This window comes from Sinomicrobium oceani (assembly GCF_900119185.1).
In the GTDB taxonomy this organism is placed as follows: domain Bacteria; phylum Bacteroidota; class Bacteroidia; order Flavobacteriales; family Flavobacteriaceae; genus Sinomicrobium; species Sinomicrobium oceani.
This window is the reverse complement of the sequence record NZ_FPJE01000009.1, coordinates 12,289-30,638: the sequence shown is the minus strand read 5'-3', so window position 1 is coordinate 30,638 and position 18,350 is coordinate 12,289. Positions and strand designations below refer to the sequence as shown.

Here is an 18,350-nt window from a genome sequence, read left to right as displayed (position 1 = left end):
ACAGCAATTTCATTATTTATCGAAACCTGTGGACTTCAGGTCTATAGTGGTGTATCCGGTGAATTTTAACATAAAAAAAGGAACGGTTTGGAACCGTTCCTTTTTTTAATCTTATCGTGCGGGATTAACTGATCTTCACCAGTTCCACATCAAAAACCAGGGTGGCATTCGGAGGTATTACCCCTCCTGCTCCCCTGCTTCCGTATGCCAGTTGAGGCGGTATAACGAGACGTGCCTTATCCCCTGTATTGAGAAGTTCTATACCTTCTTCCCAACCGGAGATAACCTGACCTGCTCCAAGCTTAAAATCGATAGGCTGGTTCCTCTTGTATGAAGAGTCGAACACACTTCCATCGGTCAGCATACCTTCGTAATGTACCGAAACCGTTTTACCGTTTACCGCTTTTTCGCCATTGCCTTTTTCCAGTATTTTGTACCACAAACCACTGGAAGTACGACTAAAACCTTCGGTGAGGCTTTTCAGCGTCTCCTCTTCCTTTTTTCGTTCTTCTTCAAGGCGTTGCTCTTTGGAAGCATCGAATTTCTGAAATTCCGATACGGCATCCCAGTTTTCCGCTTCTTCGCCAACCCTGATGATTTCAAGGCTATCTATAGTATCACCTTGTTTAATAGTGTCTACAACATCCTGTCCGCTTTCTACGAATCCGAATACGGTGTGTTTATCATCCAGCCATGCTGTTTCTACATGAGTGATAAAAAACTGGCTCCCGTTGGTCCCCGGACCTGCATTTGCCATAGACAATACCCCTGGGCCATGATGCCTGAGGTCCGAACGGAATTCGTCGTCAAACTGATAACCGGGACCTCCCATACCTGTTCCCTCGGGACATCCTCCCTGTATCACGAAATCGGGAATAACCCGATGAAATGTAAGTCCGTCATAGTACGGTTGCCCCTGAGACCGTGCCTTGTTCTTGAGCTTCCCTTCTGCCAGACCTACAAAGTTACCTACCGTCCCGGGAGTTTCCTGGTAAGTGAGTTTTGCCAGAATGACCCCTTTGGAGGTATTAAATTTTGCATAAATACCGTTTTGCATGCTAATCTGTTTTTTTCTATAAGTGACAAAGATAAACATATTTTTGCGAGTCCCCGGCCAGAAAAGCCTTCACTACTTTCGCTCCTTACCGGGGTTAGCCGGGATCAGCGCATACCTTTTCTGTCACGTATCCCCCCGGATAATGTCCGGAGAAACCCCTTCAGGCAGCTACGGGATACATTATCATTGCAGATACACCCGTAGAAAAATCCATGAAAGCTCCCGTACCTCAGAAAATTGTCCCCAATCTTTGGTTTGATCACGAGGCAGAATCAGCGGTAAAATTTTACACTTCCGTCTTCAAAAGATCATCTGCAGGAAAAGTACTCCGATACGGAGAAGAGGGCTTCGAGCGGCATCGGAAACCTGCTCATTCGGTGATGTTGATCAACTTTGAACTCGAAGGCTATCGTTTTACGGCCCTGAACGGTGGTTCCCGGTTTAAAGCCAATCCGTCGGTTTCTTTTTTTGTAACCTGTGAAACAACCGGAGAAGTCGATACATTGTAGAAAAAACTATCGGAAAACGGCCATATACTCATGCCGCCGGATCATTATCCATGGAGCAAAAAATACGGCTTTGTACAGTATCTATACGGAGTCACCTGGCAGGTAGGCCTGGGCGACCTTAAACAATCCGGACAAAAAATCACTCCTTGTCTTTTGTTTGTCAATCAGAATTTCGGAAAGGCAGAAAGTACCCTGCTACATTACCTCGATATTTTTCCGGAATCCGGGATCGACGAAATACAAAAATACGAAGCCGGGGAAGCAGCTCCTGAAGGTTTTATCAAAAATGCCCGGTTTCACCTGTCCGGTGAAAAGTTTATGATCATGGACGGACCGGGCGAACATCATTTCAATTTTGACGAGGCTGTTTCTTTTATCGTGAGCTGCCGGAACCAGAAAGAAACCGACTATTACCGGGCTGTACTTTCCAAAGGCAGAGCACCAGAATCTCAGGCTTGTGGCTGGCTCAGGGACAAATACGGGCTTTCGTGGCAAGTGGTTCCCGAAGCGGTATATGACATCCTCTCGAAAACCGAAGGTCCAAAACGGGATGCAGTTCTTCGGGCTATTGTACAGATGAAAAAAATAGATATCGATAAATTGGAAGATGCCTCCCGAAGTTCTTGAATGCCGGGAAAAACATAATGCCCGGAGAGGAGCTTATACATTCTGAAAAACGTACACCTCGGTAGCTCCGAGGCCGTACTTCTGGTAATCCGCATCATAAAACCTGATATTTTCATATCGCCCGAAAAGGTATTCGAGCTCCAGTTTCAGGACACCTTCACCGACCCCGTGAATAAAAACAACTTTCTGGATGCGTTTTCGGATGGCAAACTCCAGTTGTCTCCTCGCCGTATCCAGTTGCAGGGTAAGCATATCGTGATTGGTCATTCCGCGGGTAGACGGGACCAGCTTATGAATATGAAGATCCACTTCCATTTTCGGTGCATTCCGCTCCTTGGGTTTTACCACCGTTCCGGGTTTGCGCTTATATTCCTCTTTCTCGGCAATATAACTTCCCATATCCACAGGGTTTTTATGCAGCAGGGAATCATCACCTGTTTGTATAACTTCATCCGGAGAAAGCTGCAACTCAAATCCGTCATCGGTAAGCACATATAGCACACTACCGCGTATGGCCGTTACCTTTCCGGTAATGGAATCGTCTATGGTCTCTATCTTATCTCCTACTTTGATACTTTTCATACGTGCATACCTGCATTTTAGCAGCGGATTAGATTTCTATTGTTCAGCGTCCCGCTCTTCTTCCTTTTTCTTTGGGTTATCTTTTACCCATCGTGTCGTGGCCAGGTATAATCCACCCATAAGCACTATAAAACCAATAATCATCAGGTACGGGGTTCCTTCGGTATCTCCGCTCCCCTGTCCTGTAAAAACAAGTACGGCTCCGGCTATGATACACAACAAATATAATACGGGACGATTTTTACCCATCATCTTTACTTTTTCCCAAAAATAATATTAATTTAGATTTTCATAGACAAATTGCCTGCTGATTTTGGAAGCCGAAAAATATATGCTCCCTTGTGTAAGCCGTAAATTCCTCGGCTTCGATTGTCCCGGTTGTGGTATTCAAAGGTCCCTGGCCTTACTGCTCGAAGGAGAATTCTACGCTGCTTTCAAAATGTACCCGGCAATTTATCCCCTGATCTTACTGGTGATCTTTCTTTTTGCGGGTACATTGTGGAAAAAAAGGAATTTTTCTAATATCACCGCGGCACTGGCCATAATCAGTGTCATCTTTATAGCTGTAAATTACATTCTGAAATTCTTATCATTTAACTGAAACCATATGGAAAAACAAAAATTACCTAACGCCACTCTTATTCTTATCCTGAGCATAGGCTCCCTGCTTTGCTGCTGTTTTGCAGGAGTCGGGGTCATCCCGGCCGTTATCGCTCTCGTTCTCGCCATGAAATCGATAAAAATTTATAAGGAAGCCCCGGAGCTCTACGACAATTACAACAGTATCAATACCGGGAAGATCATTTCCATTATTGCTATTGTACTCAACGTAGCATATCTCATCTATACGATTGCCCTCATTGCCTCTATAGGAATAGACGGTATCATGGAACAATACGAAATGCAGCAGGAATACCAGTTTTAAACAAAGGCTAATCCTGTTTCGGCAATCACAACCGATACGATTACATACATCACATAATAGAGGCTTCCTAAATGTTAAGGCAGCCTCTTTTTTATTCGGATCAGTACCTGAGACAAAATTCAAATACGAAAATATCCGAAGATTAAAATACTTTTTGGACCCTCTCTTTTTATAACATACAAATGTGTTGTTATTTACGAATGCTACGAACCAACCCTTCCAATCCGTTTATTTTGATTTCCAGCATAGCTTCGAGCTGCTTCCCCAGGGTTCCGCCGGGAAAACCTTTTTGTCGGAACCATACCAGGTACGGCTCCGGGAGATCCGTAATATAAACATCTTTATACTTGCCAAAAGGCATCTTCGCCGCAGCCAGTTTCACAAGAAACTCCCTGTTGTATTCCATCTCCATCCTGTCTGTTTTTTTTCATCAGTATGATACAAAAATACACGATCCGGAAAACGGGGAGAACAAAAAGTGATTTTTATCCCCGTTTTCATACCTTTTATCCCGGACGTCGTTTTTTTCACCTGTATTGTTATCATCTCCTTCCAACCTATGTACATTTGGTGACAGACTCCCCCTTTATCTGCCTCTACCCCGGCACATCAAAACATCAGTATCCCACAGACTGAGATCCGGACAGTTTAACTCCCGGACCGGGTCTTCGTATTTATTCCAGTGTAACCGGGGCAGGTTCCCCTAAACGAAAAATTATCTTATGAAAAAATTTTTAGCAGAATTTATCGGCACCTTCTGGTTAGTACTCGGAGGGTGTGGAAGTGCAGTACTTGCGGCAGCTTTTCCCGATCTCGGTATCGGTTTACTGGGTGTCGCGCTCGCTTTCGGGCTTACAGTCCTCACCATAGCCTACGGGCTCGGGCATATTTCGGGTGCTCACCTGAACCCGGCAGTATCCATAGGACTGTGGGCAGGCGGACGTTTCAGTGCCCGCGAACTCCTCCCTTATATCACTGCCCAGGTACTGGGAGGTATTATGGCAGCCGCAGTTCTTTACGTTATAGCTACGGGGAACGGCAGTGAAACAGGTAGTTTTGCGGCCAATGGTTATGGCGCTCACTCCCCGGGAGGCTATGATATGTATGCCGCTTTTCTGACCGAGACCGTCATGACCTTTATGTTCCTGATCGTTATTATCGGGGCCACAGACCAAAGGGCTCCCCAGGGCTTTGCCGGATTAGCCATCGGGCTTGCCCTGACACTTATACACCTTATCAGTATTCCCGTAACCAATACTTCGGTAAACCCCGCCAGAAGTATCAGCCAGGCTTTGTTTGCAGAAGGCCACTGGGCCTTACAACAATTATGGCTCTTTATCCTGGCCCCGGTTACAGGTGCCGTTCTTGCCGGGATCGTATCGAGGGTTTTCTGCGAAGACAACAAAACGAACTGATCGTTGAAAAAAACAGATCCTGCTGTTTCGGAAAGCAGCAGGATCTATATGGTAATTTCTAAACGGAAAACTATTACAGTAACGCTTCAATAATAGCCTCGACTGAAACATTTTCGGCTTCCGCCTTATAGTTTTTGATAACCCGATGTCGCAATATCCCTGTGGCGACGGCCTTTACATTTTCTATATCCGGTGAAAACTTCCCGTTTACCGCAGCATGGGCCTTGGCAGCCAGCACAAGGTTCTGTGAGGCTCTCGGACCGGCTCCCCAATCGACATACTCACTTACGATCTTCTCCGCTTGTCCGCTACCAGGACGGGTTTTCCCGACCAGTCTCACGGCGTATTCCACTACATTATCCGCTACCGGGATTCTGCGCACAAGTCGTTGAATGGCGACAATATCTTCGGCTGAAAACAGCGGACTCACTTTTACCTGCTGATCCATCGTAGTCGCTTTTACCACGTTTACCTCCTCTTCAAAGGTAGGATACCCCAGTTCAATAGCAAACATAAAGCGATCCAGCTGGGCTTCGGGTAAAGGATAGGTTCCTTCCTGTTCTATAGGGTTCTGTGTGGCCAGTACGAAATACGGGAGGTCCATTTTATAATTGTATCCCGCTACGGTCACTGCCCTCTCCTGCATCGCTTCCAAAAGTGCTGCCTGTGTTTTTGGAGGAGTACGGTTTATCTCATCGGCAAGGATGATATTGGCAAAAACAGGGCCTTTTATAAACTTGAATTCCCTGTTCGCATCGAGAATCTCACTCCCCAGGATATCGCTGGGCATGAGATCGGGAGTAAATTGTATCCTTTTGAAATCCAGCCCGAGTGCATCCGCAATAGTATGAATCATCAGGGTCTTTGCAAGCCCGGGTACTCCGATAAGCAACGCGTGTCCCCCGGAATAAATGGCCAGCAAAATCTCTTCGATAACCTTTTCCTGCCCGATAATGACTTTTGCAATTTCTTTTTTAAGTTCGAGATGTTTTGTTACCAGGTTTTTCAGAGCAGAAACGTCGGACATACAAGTGGGATTTGAGGTATTTTATGTATTATGGAGCACTGAGTTAAGCCCGGCACCCCCATGTAAGAGATGCCGGAAATACTTATTTTTTCAGCCAGTTATTGGAAAAGTCGCAGTCTTTATAATCGGAATTTACCATGATATACGTATCCTCAATGGTTTTTTCCATCCATTCCCTGATCGCTTTGATCTGTTTTTCTTTAAGGGCCAATTCCTTGATCTTCATATAATCCTTTACATAATCGGCCTTGTGATCTTCATATTTATTGGTAACCTTGAGTATTTTAAACGTAATACGACCGGGTTTTTTCTGATCTTCTTCTTTATATACCTGCGACACCTCTCCTGTTTTGAGGTTACGCACCTGGTTATAGAGCGTAGGGTCGAGTTTCGTCAGCTCAAACCGGGTATCCATATTACTGGGGTTACGCAATTGCCCGCCTTCGAATTTGGTTTCCTTTTCATCCGAAAATTCTCTTGCCGCATCGGCAAAAGACACCTCTTCGTTGATGATCTTTTCCCGCACTTCTTCCAGCTCTTTCTGGGTTTTATCCAGGGCATCCTGGGGTATTTCGGGCATAAGCAGAATATGTCTCAGATCGAGTTCCTGTCCCCTGATCTTGTCTATTTTGATAATATGCCATCCGAAATCGGTTTCAAAAGGATCGGAAATTTCTCCTTCCCGGAGGGTATAGGCCACATCCATAAATTCCTTGGCAAAACCGGTGTGTTTGGTCACGTGATAAAAGCCTCCTTTGGTACTCGACCCGGGATCTTTGGAATACAGGATGGCCTTGGTGGCAAAGCTCGCCCCGTTCTCTTCGATATCGCGTTTCATCTCGCGGAGCCTGTTGACTACCTTTTGCTTTTCTTCTTCCGGAACTTCCGGTTCTTTGACGATTTGCGCTATTTCCAGCTCGGCACCGAAAACCGGGCGCTCATCTTCGGGTATATTGTTGTACCACTGCCTTACTTCTTCGGGGGTAATCTCTATTTCATCGACTACCTTACTCTGCATGTTCTCTGCAAGCACCCGTATTTTATTGATCTGGAAGAGTTCTTCCTTGAAACTCTCTTCATCCGATTTTTTATAATAAGCCAGCAGGTTTTCCATGGTTCCTACCTGGCTTACCAGGTAGTTGAGCTGTTGTTCGGTCTGTGCCATGATCTGTTTATCGGAAACTTCCAGGCTATCCTGTACGGCCTGGTGGGCATACAGTTTATCTTCCATCAGTTTTCCCAACAACTGGCAACGGCTTATGTCTTTAATGGATACTCCCTGGTTCTGCAGGTCGATATAACTTTTATCAATATCCGACTCCAGGATAATATAATCACCGATAACAGAAACCACGCCATCAACTTTTACTTTTTCCCCTTTGCTTTCCGTAGCGGCGGGCAAGGCTTGCGGAGCAGCTTCACTGACCTGGTTCACCACGGTAGTGTCCTGGGGTATTTCGGTAATTCTCTCTACGGGGGTACCGGTGCTTTCCGCTACTTCACCTGTATTCTCCTGCGCCAAAACCGGTTGCAGCATACATACGGCAATCCCTGCAACGATCTTACTTATCCGATTCATCATAAATTTGAAATTTCTTTTTTCTGACTGCTTCATCCATTATTTCTTTTTCCAGTTTCCGGAGGAACTCCAGTTTTTTCCTGTTCAGTAATATTTGCTTGATCGTAGGTTTTATATATGACATCGGGGCATTATCATTACGCTGCAAAATATCGTTAATATAAATCAAATATACCCCTAATGAGTCTGTTAATTCAATAAAATTCGATTTTTTTATGTTCTTCCGGTTTTCCTCCTCTCCCAGGGCCGGTATTTTCTGAAGGATCTGGGATGTTTTTACCCAGATGGAATCTTCGAGTGAGTACGACTTGAATTTGATGGCCATCTCCTCGAGTTCTTCTTTATCTTCTTCCCCGAAACTCCTGAATTTTTTCCGGAGTTCATCGAGTTTTCCGAATCCAGGGCTTACTTCGATATAGCGAAAACGCCACAACTCTTCGTTCAGTTTAAACTTGTCTTCGGTATTGTTGTAAAACGACTCGATCTCGGATGTGGTTACCGCAGTATCCATAGCACTGTTGATCAAAGCCTCTTTATACGTGGTTGTGTAGAGGTCTGTCTTGTATTCTTCGATAAGTTTTTCAAATTCCCGCAATTGTTCTTCCGGGAGATTAATCCTTGCCTTATCCATAAAGAGTTGTCGCATGGCCCAGGTATTGACAAAATTATTTCTGACAACCATACTGTCTTCCCGCGACATATCTTCTCCGTAAATCCCGGAGAGATCTTTTTTATACAGGTAACTCTCCCCAACCCTGGCTACAGCATCTGCTGTCTCATCACTGCTGAAATAGGAGCAGGATGCAAGATGGAGAATGACCATTAAACCGACTATACTTTTTCTTAACATCAAACCTCTTTTTAGCTTCCCGGAACCTTAACCACAGGTTCACAGGTACATATCGGTATTTCCGGGTAATATTCGAGGGGTAACAAAAATAGTAATTCGATAAAATATCGCAAGTTATAGCCTGTACGTTTAACAAAGATTTAGTAAGGAAAGTATATTTACCCGGGAACGGATCATGGCATCGCCCCCGGATAAACCTTATTAAAATGTAAAATTATCTTCTGCTGTAGTTCGGTGCTTCTTTGGTAATCGCAACATCATGGGGATGGCTTTCATTGATCCCCGAAGCCGTAATCTGAACGAATTGTCCTTTTTCCTTGAGCGTTTCGATATCTTTGGCTCCGCAATATCCCATCCCTGCACGAAGGCCTCCTATAAACTGGTGCATACTCTCTACCAGTTCGCCTTTATAAGGTACCCGGCCTACGATACCTTCGGGTACCAGTTTCTTAATATCATCTTCGACATCCTGGAAATAACGGTCTTTACTTCCTTTTTTCATGGCCTCTACAGACCCCATTCCCCTGTAACTCTTAAATTTCCTTCCTTCGTAAATGATGGTTTCTCCCGGAGATTCTTTGGTTCCGGCGAGCAGTGATCCGAGCATTACGCAGTCTGCCCCGGCAGCAATGGCTTTGGGGATATCCCCGGTATAACGTACACCGCCATCGGCAATAACCGGTACTCCCGATCCCTTGATACCTGCAGCGACTTCGAGTACGGCCGAAAACTGCGGAAACCCTACACCTGCAACCACGCGGGTCGTACAGATAGAACCCGGGCCGATACCTACTTTAACAGCATCCGCACCGTTTTCCACAAGATAGCGCGCCGCTTCTGCAGTAGCGATATTACCGACAACGACATCCAGTTCGGGAAACCTGCTTTTCACTTCTTTCAGTACCCGTACCACACCCTGGGTGTGTCCGTGTGCCGTGTCTATAATAATGGCATCTACCCCGGCATTGACGAGGGCCTCGGCACGCTCTGCCGCATCTCCGGTAACACCGATAGCCGCAGCCACACGGAGCCTGCCGTATTTATCTTTATTTGCTATAGGTTTTTGTGTCAGTTTGGTAATATCTCTGAACGTTATAAGTCCTACGAGTTTATTCTCCTTATTGACCACAGGAAGCTTTTCGATCTTGTTTTCCTGAAGAATACCTTCGGCATCGATAAGGGAGGTCCCCTCTCCTACGGTAACCAGGTTTTCGGACGTCATCACCTCAACGATCGGACGATGGTCATTTTTCTCAAAACGCAGGTCACGGTTGGTCACAATCCCCTTAAGGTATCCGTTTTCATCAACAATCGGTATTCCTCCAATACTGTGCTCCGCCATATTCTTTTTGGCATCGGCCACCTTCGCGGTCAGCGGAAGCGTTACGGGATCTATAATCATACCGCTTTCCGCACGTTTTACCTTCCGAACTTCAAGTGCCTGCTGTTCGGCGGTCATATTTTTGTGCAAAACACCTATACCTCCCTCTCTGGCCATAGCTATAGCCATAGCAGATTCGGTTACGGTATCCATCGCTGCGGAAACGATAGGCACATTGATCGTTATATTTTTAGTGAATTTGGTCTGGATATTGACCTCTCTGGGCAGTACTTCCGAATAGGCCGGAACAAGAAGGACATCATCATACGTCAACCCTTCTCCTACAATTTTTGAACTATGAGCTTTCATGGTGCAACTTATAAATTAGTTGCACGCAAATGTACGTCAATTTTAGAGATTAGACGTCTTTTTTTATCATTAAACATAAAATATGTTAGCAGGCCAACTTCAATACCCCCCCATAACTCCTGATTTCGGTGTAGAAGTCCGGTGTTTTCACATTACAGGATTACAAAAAAACAGATTTAGCACCATATAGCCTGCAAGGTTTTCCCCAAGCCCCGCGTCGGTCATATTCCGGAGATACGATGTAAACCGGCGAAGCTGCCGGTCTACTTCTACAGAACAAACTCCGTTGATGAAATCGTTACGGCAATTCGGGAAAACCCTTCAAATACACAGAAAAATCATTGAAATATTATAGCCGGACACACCGTCTCCCCACCGCAGAGAGCATCCGGAAATTACTCAAAAATCTAAGAATAGGTGCCAAAAACTTTAGTAGCTTCATTATAGGCACTTTCAAAACTCATGGGGGAAAGCCCGGTATCGGCTTTTTCCACGGTAAAATAAGAAAACAGTTTTTCGGTAGGCATGTTCCCGGTAAGCTCATCTTTAGCCATCGGACACCCGCCAAACCCCTGTATAGCCCCGTCAAAACGATGACAACCTGCTTTGTAGGCCGCATCTACTTTTTCGTGCCAGGAGCCGGGTGTGGTATGTAAATGAGCCCCGAACTCGATATCCGGGTAGGCCGGAACAAGATGGGTAAAGAGGTAGCGTATCACCTCAGGTGTAGAGCTTCCTACGGTATCGGAAAGAGATAATATCCGGACCCCCATCGCGGAAAGCTTTTCTGTCCATTCTGCCACGATCTCCACATTCCAGGGATCTCCGTAAGGATTTCCGAACCCCATGGACAGGTAAGCTACAACTTCCTTTCCCGAACGATGTGCTATATCCAGAATTTCCTGAAGCACTACAGTAGATTCCTGTATGGTTTTATGCGTATTACGCATCTGGAAATTCTCGGATATGGAAAAAGGATACCCCAGGTAACGGATTTGGGCATGTTCCGCAGCGTCCTGCGCTCCCCTGACATTGGCCACGATAGCCAGCAATTTGCTTTTCGTCGCGGACAGATCGAGTGCACCGAGTACTGTTGTGGTATCGGCCATTTGCGGAATGGCTTTGGGTGAAACAAAACTCCCGAAGTCTATGGTATCGAATCCTACACGCAACAACGCTTGTATATACGCGACCTTTTTTTCGGTAGGTATAAACATGCGTATGCCTTGCATGGCATCTCTGGGACATTCTATGAGTTTTATCTTATTCATTGACCAGGTAAAACATATCCATTTTTGCCGTCGTAAGTTCGCGGAAATCATCGATCAGCAGATCGGCAGCCGACAGGTCCTGGTTCCCGGAGTTTTCATTCCTGTATCCTATACACTGCATTCCTGCAGCGCGGGCAGCCTTGACACCATTACGGCTATCTTCGATAACCACGAAGCTTTCCGGGGCTATACCGTATAATTCGGAAATTTTGAGAAATATATCCGGGAAAGGTTTTCCGTTAGCCACATGCTCACTGCTCACCACATAATCGAAATATTCCCGGAGATTGACCTTATCCATAAAAATATCTATAAGTTTTACCGGGGAAGAAGATCCGAGCGAAAGGTTATATCCGGAAGCTCTCAGCCTGTCGAGCAATTCGGAAATCCCGGAGGTAGGCGGAATGTCCCGGTCTCCGATAACTTCGAAAAAATAAGCTTTATGCGCCTCCAGAAGATCTTTGGGATCTCCTTGAAGCCCGAAGTCCTTTTTCAGCTTTTCCCAGAGCATCAGGGCTCCCATTCCTACGAGGGTAAAATGATATTCTTTAGTGATCTCCACCCCCATTTCCCGCAGCACTTCGGCCAGTATCTGCATATGCACAGGTTCGCTGTCTACCAGCACTCCATCCATATCGAAAATAACATGTTTTCGCATAAGCTTCCATTTGTTCAAATGTAAACATTTTGGGTTAGTTTACCGCATACTTTACTGCGCTCCGCACGGACGGGGTGGCAAAGCAGTGTGTTATCCCCGGGCCAAAAGTCCTTTGTTTATACGCTTTACCAGTCCGGGGCCTTCATAAATAAACCCGGTATAGACCTGTACAAGACTCGCTCCTGCGTCGAGTTTTTCCCTGGCATCTTCCGCACTGTAAATTCCCCCTACGCCTATAATCGGAAAACTGCCTTTGCTCTCCCGGCTCAGAAAACGTATCACTTCCGTCGAACGATTCTTTAACGGTTTTCCGCTCAATCCGCCGGTCTCCTCTTTGGCCTTGGAATGCAGGCCCTCCCGGGAAATCGTCGTATTGGTCGCTATAACTCCGGCTATCCCGGTATCTTTAACAATATGCACGATATCCGTAAGCTGTCCTTCGGTAAGGTCCGGCGCTATTTTCAGTAATACCGGCTTTGTTCCGGTTTTCTGCAAAGGATGATTCTGCAAACCGCTCAACAGCTTCGTAAGTGGCTCTTTATCCTGTAATGCCCGCAGATTCGGTGTATTTGGGGAACTCACGTTCACTACAAAATAATCAACATGACCGTAAAGCGCCTCAAAACATATCCGGTAATCTTCTGCCGCATCTTCGTTCGGCGTCACCTTGTTCTTCCCGATATTTCCCCCGATAAGCACTCCTTTATTTCTGCGAAGACGCTTCACGGCATCCTCCACTCCGCCATTGTTGAATCCCATCCTGTTGATAAGCGCAGTATCCTGCCGTAATCTGAATAATCTTTTGGGTGGATTCCCCGGCTGGGGCTTCGGGGTCAGCGTTCCTATTTCTATAAATCCGAATCCGAATCCGGATAATTCGTTAAACAACCTCGCATCTTTATCAAAACCTGCCGCAAGTCCTACGGGATTCCTGAATTTCAACCCGAAGACTTCCTTTTCCAGTCGCGGATCACGTACAGTATATATACGCTTGCAAAGCATACTGACCCCCGGGATCTTATTTACAAATTTGATCAATGCAAAGGTAAAATGATGCACTTTTTCCGGATCGAACAGAAAAAGAACAGGACGGATGAGCGATTTATACATAGGATATTTTATTATGCTGCAAAAATAGGGAAAAGATGAAAACGACATACCATCCGCAGCCAACATCAGAAGCTGTACATAAATAGTCCTCTTTAAAACTGTATAGGCCGGAAATATCAATCGTCGCAGGCAAAAGCAAATACCGGTGTCGCATTTTCCCGACAATTTTATTCCCTTTTCCGAAAAGCCGATACCACCCGGGTCGGACCTCCTTATAACCAACACCCGAAAATCTTATTTTTTTATTGTACAAAATCCGGGTTTTTCAGTAAGTTTGTCTATCAATTTAAATTAAATCTAAATAAAAATAAGTTATGATAAAAGAATACTTTATATGCCTGCTCATGTTCACTGGCGTATTGTCCGGCGTATCGGCACAAAACGCGACAGGTATCCGCGGAAAGGTTACTACCCCCGACAAAACTCCTGCCGAAGGGGTTAATATTACGATTAAAGGAAGTACATCCGGGACCGTTACCGATCGTCACGGGAATTTTGAACTCCCGCAAATCGGCCCCGGAACTTATACTCTTGTCGTCTCCTATATCGGATACCGGACCATACAAAAAGAGATCGAGGTTGCAAACGGTGAAATCATAACACTACCTGCTATTACGCTTCAGGAAAGTACGGAAGAACTGGACGGGATAACGCTTACGGGAGCTGCCAAAATCTTCGCCGAAAAAAAATCTGACATGGTAGCGAGAATGCCACTAAAAAACCTCGAAAACCCACAGGTATACACTGTGGTTCCCAAAGAGTTACTCACGGAACAGATCGCCACCGATTTCAGAGGAGCCCTTCTTTCCTCACCCGGGGTTACCAATGTGATGCTCGGAGTAGGATCGGGTGGTACGGGACTCTCCATGCGCATGCGGGGATTTTCGGGAGCAGATGGCGCCGGTTCCATACGCAACGGTATGGCCACAAATTTTGTCTCCCTGTCCGATCCTGTAAACCTCGAACGCCTGGAAATTATCAAAGGCCCCTCTTCTACTTTGTTCGGGAGCACCCTGATATCTTATGGCGGACTGGTTAACCGGGTTACGAAAAAGCCTTTTTCGGAAGAACGCGGTGAAGTAGGTCTTACGGCGGGTGGTTACGGTCTCGGTCGGGTGACCCTGGACTACAACACCCCTTTAAACGAAGAAAAAACCTTCCTGTTCCGGTTGAATACAGCTATTCACCGCGAAAAATCGTTCCAGGACCAGGGGATCAACCGCACCTTCATGATTGCCCCGGCGTTTCAATATCACGTCAGTGAAAAACTGACATTAAATCTCGATATGGAATATTTCGAATCCGAAAGAAACTCTACTTACGTAGGTATCGGCTCTGCAAAGATTAACAGTTTTGATGATCTCCACTGGGATTTTCAAAGATCCTATGCCTCCAATGACGTGACCAGCTCGGCCAAGGTCCTCAATGTTTTTGCCAATGCCGAATTTGTTATTGACGAACACTGGACATCAGACTCCCGGGTATCCTACTCCAATACCGACAACAATGCCAATTATCTCTTCCTCCTGGTCAACTCCGGCACCGGAGCCTATGAGGGCCAGAAGACCTTACAACGCCGTCTGATGAACCTGCCGAGTAATTTCAACACCATACAGTTTCAGCAAAACTTCACGGCGGCCCATCAATGGGAAAACATCAGCAATAAACTGGTATTCGGGTTCGATTATACCCAGCTGCAGACTACCGATTCCAGAACGACAATCGGCGATTATGACAAACTGAATACAAAAGGAGACACTATAACCGTGCTCAACCAGGATGCTCCTGTCATCAACGTCAATACCTATCAGGATGCCCTGGCCGGGCAGACCCGGGCGGCCAACCACAGGGATACTCAAACCTTCAGTGCTTACGTATCTGATGTAGTTACCGTTTTTGACCGTCTCCATATCATGGCAGGTCTTCGTGTAGATCGTTTTCACGACAGGGCCAATGCCTACCTCCAGACCGCATGGTCACCGAAATTCGGACTGGTCTACCAGATAGTAGCCAACCAGGTTTCTCTTTTTGCCAACTATCAGAACGGTTTCCGGAATGTAGCACCGTCCAATCTGTCCGATGACACCCGACTGGTATTCAAACCGGAAAACGCCAACCAGATCGAAGGTGGTGTTAAATTTGAACTCCTCCATGGAATGATCAACGGAACGGTCAGTTATTACAATATCAAAGTACAGGACAAGGTCCGTTCGGTCTTCAATGATAACAATGAGCTGGTCAGCGTACAGGACGGAACGCAAAGCAGCGAAGGACTGGAATTCGACCTGATCGCCAATCCGTTCCGCGGATTTCATATTATTGCGGGCTATGGTTACAACGACAGCCGGCTGACCAAAGTAGGTGAAAATCAGGCCGACCAGGAAGGAAACCGACCGGCAGCTACGCCTTACAACTCTGCCAACTACTGGGCCAGCTACAAAATTTCCGATGGAAAACTGCAAGGTTTAGGTTTTGGCTTCGGAGGAAACTATTCCGATGGTTATTTTTTTAATGATGCCAACACCGTAAAAGTATCCGGCTTCCATACCCTGGATGCTTCCGTATTTTTCGAGCAGCCGAAGTTCCGGGTAGGACTCAAACTGAACAACCTGGCCAACAAGGAATACTGGATGGCGACTTCATGGGCCATCCCTCAGCAAACCCGGACTTTTCTGGCTAACCTGACATTCCGCTTCTGACGCATCTCCAACAATATCTTCCCGGCTGAACGCTTTACCGTGCAGTCGGGAATAACATTTTACTATCATGAAAAAGATCTTAAAAACAAGTTTTCTCTTTCTGGTTATGCTTTCGGCCGCTGCCCAGGAGCCGATCGTTACCGGGCAATCTCACTCATTCCATTCCACGGTACTCGGAGAAGAAAGGATCATCGATGTGCAATTACCAAAACATTACGACAACCCGGATTTTGCCAAAGCGGACTACCCCGTACTATACGTCCTGGACGGAGATTTTAATTTTCCCTTTGTGTCGGCACTGGAAAGGTTCAACACCAAATTCCTGTACAGACCGCACCCGGAAATGATCGTTATCGGTATCCGGAATACCGATCGGACACGAGACTTCACCCCGACTAAAACCGGGACTTCGGGACCAGACGGAAAAAACCACTTTGAGACCAGTGGCGGAGCTGACCGGTTTATTGATTTTCTGCGCGAAGAATTGCAACCTTATATAAATTCGAATTTCAGAAGTAACGGGTACGACATCCTGCTCGGACATTCTTTTGGCGGACTATTTACCATATACACCCTGCTCGAAGCTCCCGTACTTTTTGATGATTACATCGCCATAGACCCCAGCCTGTGGTGGGACGACCAGGTCATTTACAAAAGGGCTAAAGCCCAGTGGGAAACTACCGATTTTCAGAAAAAAGGGTTATTCGTCGCTCTTGCCTATGAAGCTCCCGAAAACACCAAAGACCGGTTTGAACACGGAAAACTGATCCGCAGGTTTTGCGAAAATACGCTAAACGCTTACCCGCAAAACAATCTGCGTACGCAATGGAAATACTACCCGGATCACGATCACGGTGCTGTTCCGATACCGGCGACTATGGATGCGCTTTATTTCCTTTTTGACGGGATACAGCTTCCGGTAAAGAAGATCCCCGAAAATCCCGAACTCGTATCCCGGACCTACGCCCAGGTTTCCAAAAAACTGAACTTCGATCTCCGTCCCGACGAATCCCTGCTTTACGAACTTATCCGCTATGTTCGTGGCACAGGCAATGAAGACAACGCGGACACCATTCTGGACCATGCTCTTGACATCTATCCGGACAGCAAACAATTACAACGTTTAAAAAATGACCATTGATGAAAGGCAACAAGGCAAAAAGGGCAATAAAAAAGAAAAAAGGCAAGAATCTGTTCGACCGTATCGTAGCCTGGCTGCATCTTTGGCCCAGTATCGTTTCGGGGCTGGTACTCGTTTTTGTATGCCTTACGGGAACGATCATCGTGTATTGCGATGAGATCATGGACCTCACCGCAGGCAATGCCAAATATGTGGAAAAAGGGATCACAAGAATTTCCGCAGACGAGATCATAACCAATCTGAAAGAGGAATATCCGGACTTTATGATATCGGAATTCGTATTCTTTAAAGATCCTTCCCGGAGCATTCGCCTACGTGCCTTTAACCCCGTGGAGAGGTCTTTGGCCATGATATATATGGACCCGTATACCGGAAACGTTATCAAAAGAGATAACAGCATCTATTTCTTTTTTGTTACGGCACATCTGCACGCCTCATTCCTCGCGGGCGAAACAGGACACTGGATTGTGGCTATATCTACCATAATTTTTGTCATCAGCACTATTACGGGGCTCGTATTATGGTGGCCCAAACGATGGACCAAGACCACCCGACAGGCAAGTTTTACGGTCAAATGGAAAGCTAAATTCAAAAGACTCAATTATGACCTGCACAATGTTTTTGGTTTCTATTCCCTGATCATCTGTCTTATCCTTAGTATCACCGGGCTATTAATCTTTTTTCCCGCACTCAGCAACCTGACCATACGGGCTACAGGAGGCGAACTGGCTCATCTCAAAGAGGTCCTTCCGGTTCAGGACAGCACAAAAACATCAAAAGACATGGTAACTTTTGCTTACGAAGTGCTGGAAAAGGAATACCCGGACAAAGAGATGGTGAGTATCTGGAATTATGACCAGCAAAAGCTCGGGGCCTATGTATTTACTTCCGGAAAAGTGGGACTCAAAAGTATAGAACATGCAGATATAACCATATACGATCGTTACACCGGTGAGAAAATACAGCCTGGAAAAGGCTATTTGCAACATGAGAAAACAGAAAATATCATCTGGCAGTTACACATGGGGCAATGGTGGGGGCAGTTGGGCAAACTCTCTACGTTTATCGGTGGAATCATTGCCACTACCCTTCCGGTTACCGGATTTCTGATCTGGTGGGGAAGAAGAAAAAAGAAAAAGAAAGTGTAATACGTCTCGCCCGTATAGTGAAACTGAATACACCAATGTTCTCCGGCAATCTCAGGATTTTG

General features: G+C 46.0%; 19 protein-coding genes. 8 read left to right on the top strand and 11 right to left on the bottom strand.

Annotated elements, in window-relative coordinates:
• Nucleotides 1-124 precede the first annotated feature (124 nt).
• The gene (locus BT112_RS09420) at nucleotides 125-1,057 is read right to left on the bottom strand and encodes a peptidylprolyl isomerase (RefSeq protein WP_072317126.1); all 933 of its coding nucleotides are present in this window, start codon (nucleotides 1,055-1,057) and stop codon (nucleotides 125-127) included.
• Nucleotides 1,058-1,269: 212 nt separating this feature from the next.
• Here BT112_RS09420 and BT112_RS21490 point away from each other — a divergent pair, with 212 nt between their 5' ends.
• Nucleotides 1,270-1,566, top strand: a complete 297-nt coding sequence (locus BT112_RS21490) for a VOC family protein (RefSeq protein ID WP_083564855.1) — start codon at nucleotides 1,270-1,272, stop codon at nucleotides 1,564-1,566.
• Between the two features lie 30 nt (nucleotides 1,567-1,596).
• Nucleotides 1,597-2,193 (top strand): VOC family protein, encoded by a 597-nt coding sequence (locus BT112_RS21485; protein WP_083564854.1) that lies wholly within the window; start codon nucleotides 1,597-1,599, stop codon nucleotides 2,191-2,193.
• Nucleotides 2,194-2,226: 33 nt separating this feature from the next.
• Here the strand turns inward: BT112_RS21485 and BT112_RS09410 are convergent, their stop codons facing one another.
• A complete protein-coding gene (locus BT112_RS09410) occupies nucleotides 2,227-2,775 on the bottom strand; it encodes a Smr/MutS family protein (protein WP_072317125.1) in 549 nt (182 codons plus the stop codon).
• A gap of 36 nt (nucleotides 2,776-2,811) precedes the next feature.
• Nucleotides 2,812-3,027 carry a hypothetical protein gene (locus BT112_RS09405; RefSeq protein WP_245777012.1) on the bottom strand — a complete coding sequence of 72 codons (216 nt, stop codon included), beginning with the start codon at nucleotides 3,025-3,027 and terminating at the stop codon, nucleotides 2,812-2,814.
• Nucleotides 3,028-3,088: 61 nt separating this feature from the next.
• On the opposite strand from BT112_RS09405, the gene BT112_RS09400 reads away from it, so the two are divergent.
• Entirely contained in the window at nucleotides 3,089-3,376 is a 288-nt protein-coding gene (locus BT112_RS09400) for a DUF2752 domain-containing protein (protein ID WP_317039585.1), read from the top strand.
• 6 nt (nucleotides 3,377-3,382) lie between these two features.
• On the top strand, nucleotides 3,383-3,700 hold the full coding sequence (locus BT112_RS09395; RefSeq protein ID WP_072317122.1) for a CCC motif membrane protein: 318 nt from the start codon (nucleotides 3,383-3,385) through the stop codon (nucleotides 3,698-3,700).
• A 190-nt stretch (nucleotides 3,701-3,890) separates the two neighbouring features.
• Here BT112_RS09395 and BT112_RS09390 read toward each other — a convergent pair whose 3' ends face one another.
• On the bottom strand, nucleotides 3,891-4,106 hold the full coding sequence (locus BT112_RS09390) for a DUF3820 family protein (RefSeq protein ID WP_175545776.1): 216 nt from the start codon (nucleotides 4,104-4,106) through the stop codon (nucleotides 3,891-3,893).
• A 316-nt stretch (nucleotides 4,107-4,422) separates the two neighbouring features.
• Between BT112_RS09390 and aqpZ the strand changes: the two genes are divergently transcribed.
• Nucleotides 4,423-5,115, top strand: a complete 693-nt coding sequence (aqpZ, locus tag BT112_RS09385) for an aquaporin Z (protein WP_072317120.1) — start codon at nucleotides 4,423-4,425, stop codon at nucleotides 5,113-5,115.
• Nucleotides 5,116-5,188: 73 nt separating this feature from the next.
• Here the strand turns inward: aqpZ and BT112_RS09380 are convergent, their stop codons facing one another.
• The 7 genes from BT112_RS09380 to BT112_RS09350 all read right to left on the bottom strand — a co-directional run bounded on the left by BT112_RS09380 (nucleotide 5,189) and on the right by BT112_RS09350 (nucleotide 13,300).
• Nucleotides 5,189-6,142, bottom strand: coding sequence for an AAA family ATPase (locus BT112_RS09380; RefSeq protein WP_072317119.1), 954 nt, complete (start codon nucleotides 6,140-6,142; stop codon nucleotides 5,189-5,191).
• An 82-nt stretch (nucleotides 6,143-6,224) separates the two neighbouring features.
• Nucleotides 6,225-7,724: a peptidylprolyl isomerase gene (locus tag BT112_RS09375; RefSeq protein WP_072317244.1), complete on the bottom strand. Its 1,500-nt coding sequence runs from the start codon at nucleotides 7,722-7,724 to the stop codon at nucleotides 6,225-6,227.
• Complete coding sequence (locus BT112_RS09370) at nucleotides 7,705-8,571, bottom strand: peptidylprolyl isomerase (protein WP_072317118.1); 867 nt, start codon at nucleotides 8,569-8,571, stop codon at nucleotides 7,705-7,707. Before BT112_RS09370 ends, BT112_RS09375 begins: the two co-directional genes overlap by 20 nt.
• A 214-nt stretch (nucleotides 8,572-8,785) precedes the next feature.
• The gene (guaB, locus tag BT112_RS09365) at nucleotides 8,786-10,261 is read right to left on the bottom strand and encodes an IMP dehydrogenase (RefSeq protein WP_072317117.1); all 1,476 of its coding nucleotides are present in this window, start codon (nucleotides 10,259-10,261) and stop codon (nucleotides 8,786-8,788) included.
• Nucleotides 10,262-10,668: 407 nt separating this feature from the next.
• Complete coding sequence (locus BT112_RS09360) at nucleotides 10,669-11,532, bottom strand: hydroxymethylglutaryl-CoA lyase (RefSeq protein WP_072317116.1); 864 nt, start codon at nucleotides 11,530-11,532, stop codon at nucleotides 10,669-10,671.
• On the bottom strand, nucleotides 11,525-12,190 hold the full coding sequence (locus tag BT112_RS09355) for an HAD family hydrolase (protein WP_072317115.1): 666 nt from the start codon (nucleotides 12,188-12,190) through the stop codon (nucleotides 11,525-11,527). The genes BT112_RS09360 and BT112_RS09355 overlap by 8 nt, the downstream gene beginning before the upstream one ends.
• Before the next feature lie 90 nt (nucleotides 12,191-12,280).
• The gene (locus tag BT112_RS09350; RefSeq protein WP_072317243.1) at nucleotides 12,281-13,300 is read right to left on the bottom strand and encodes a quinone-dependent dihydroorotate dehydrogenase; all 1,020 of its coding nucleotides are present in this window, start codon (nucleotides 13,298-13,300) and stop codon (nucleotides 12,281-12,283) included.
• A 314-nt stretch (nucleotides 13,301-13,614) separates the two neighbouring features.
• On the opposite strand from BT112_RS09350, the gene BT112_RS09345 reads away from it, so the two are divergent.
• The 3 genes from BT112_RS09345 to BT112_RS09335 all read left to right on the top strand — a co-directional run bounded on the left by BT112_RS09345 (nucleotide 13,615) and on the right by BT112_RS09335 (nucleotide 18,288).
• Nucleotides 13,615-15,999, top strand: a complete 2,385-nt coding sequence (locus BT112_RS09345; RefSeq protein WP_072317114.1) for a TonB-dependent receptor — start codon at nucleotides 13,615-13,617, stop codon at nucleotides 15,997-15,999.
• Between the two features lie 67 nt (nucleotides 16,000-16,066).
• Nucleotides 16,067-17,140 (top strand): alpha/beta hydrolase, encoded by a 1,074-nt coding sequence (locus BT112_RS09340; protein ID WP_072317113.1) that lies wholly within the window; start codon nucleotides 16,067-16,069, stop codon nucleotides 17,138-17,140.
• Nucleotides 17,140-18,288, top strand: a complete 1,149-nt coding sequence (locus BT112_RS09335) for a PepSY-associated TM helix domain-containing protein (protein WP_072317112.1) — start codon at nucleotides 17,140-17,142, stop codon at nucleotides 18,286-18,288. The genes BT112_RS09340 and BT112_RS09335 overlap by 1 nt, the downstream gene beginning before the upstream one ends.
• Nucleotides 18,289-18,350 lie beyond the last annotated feature (62 nt).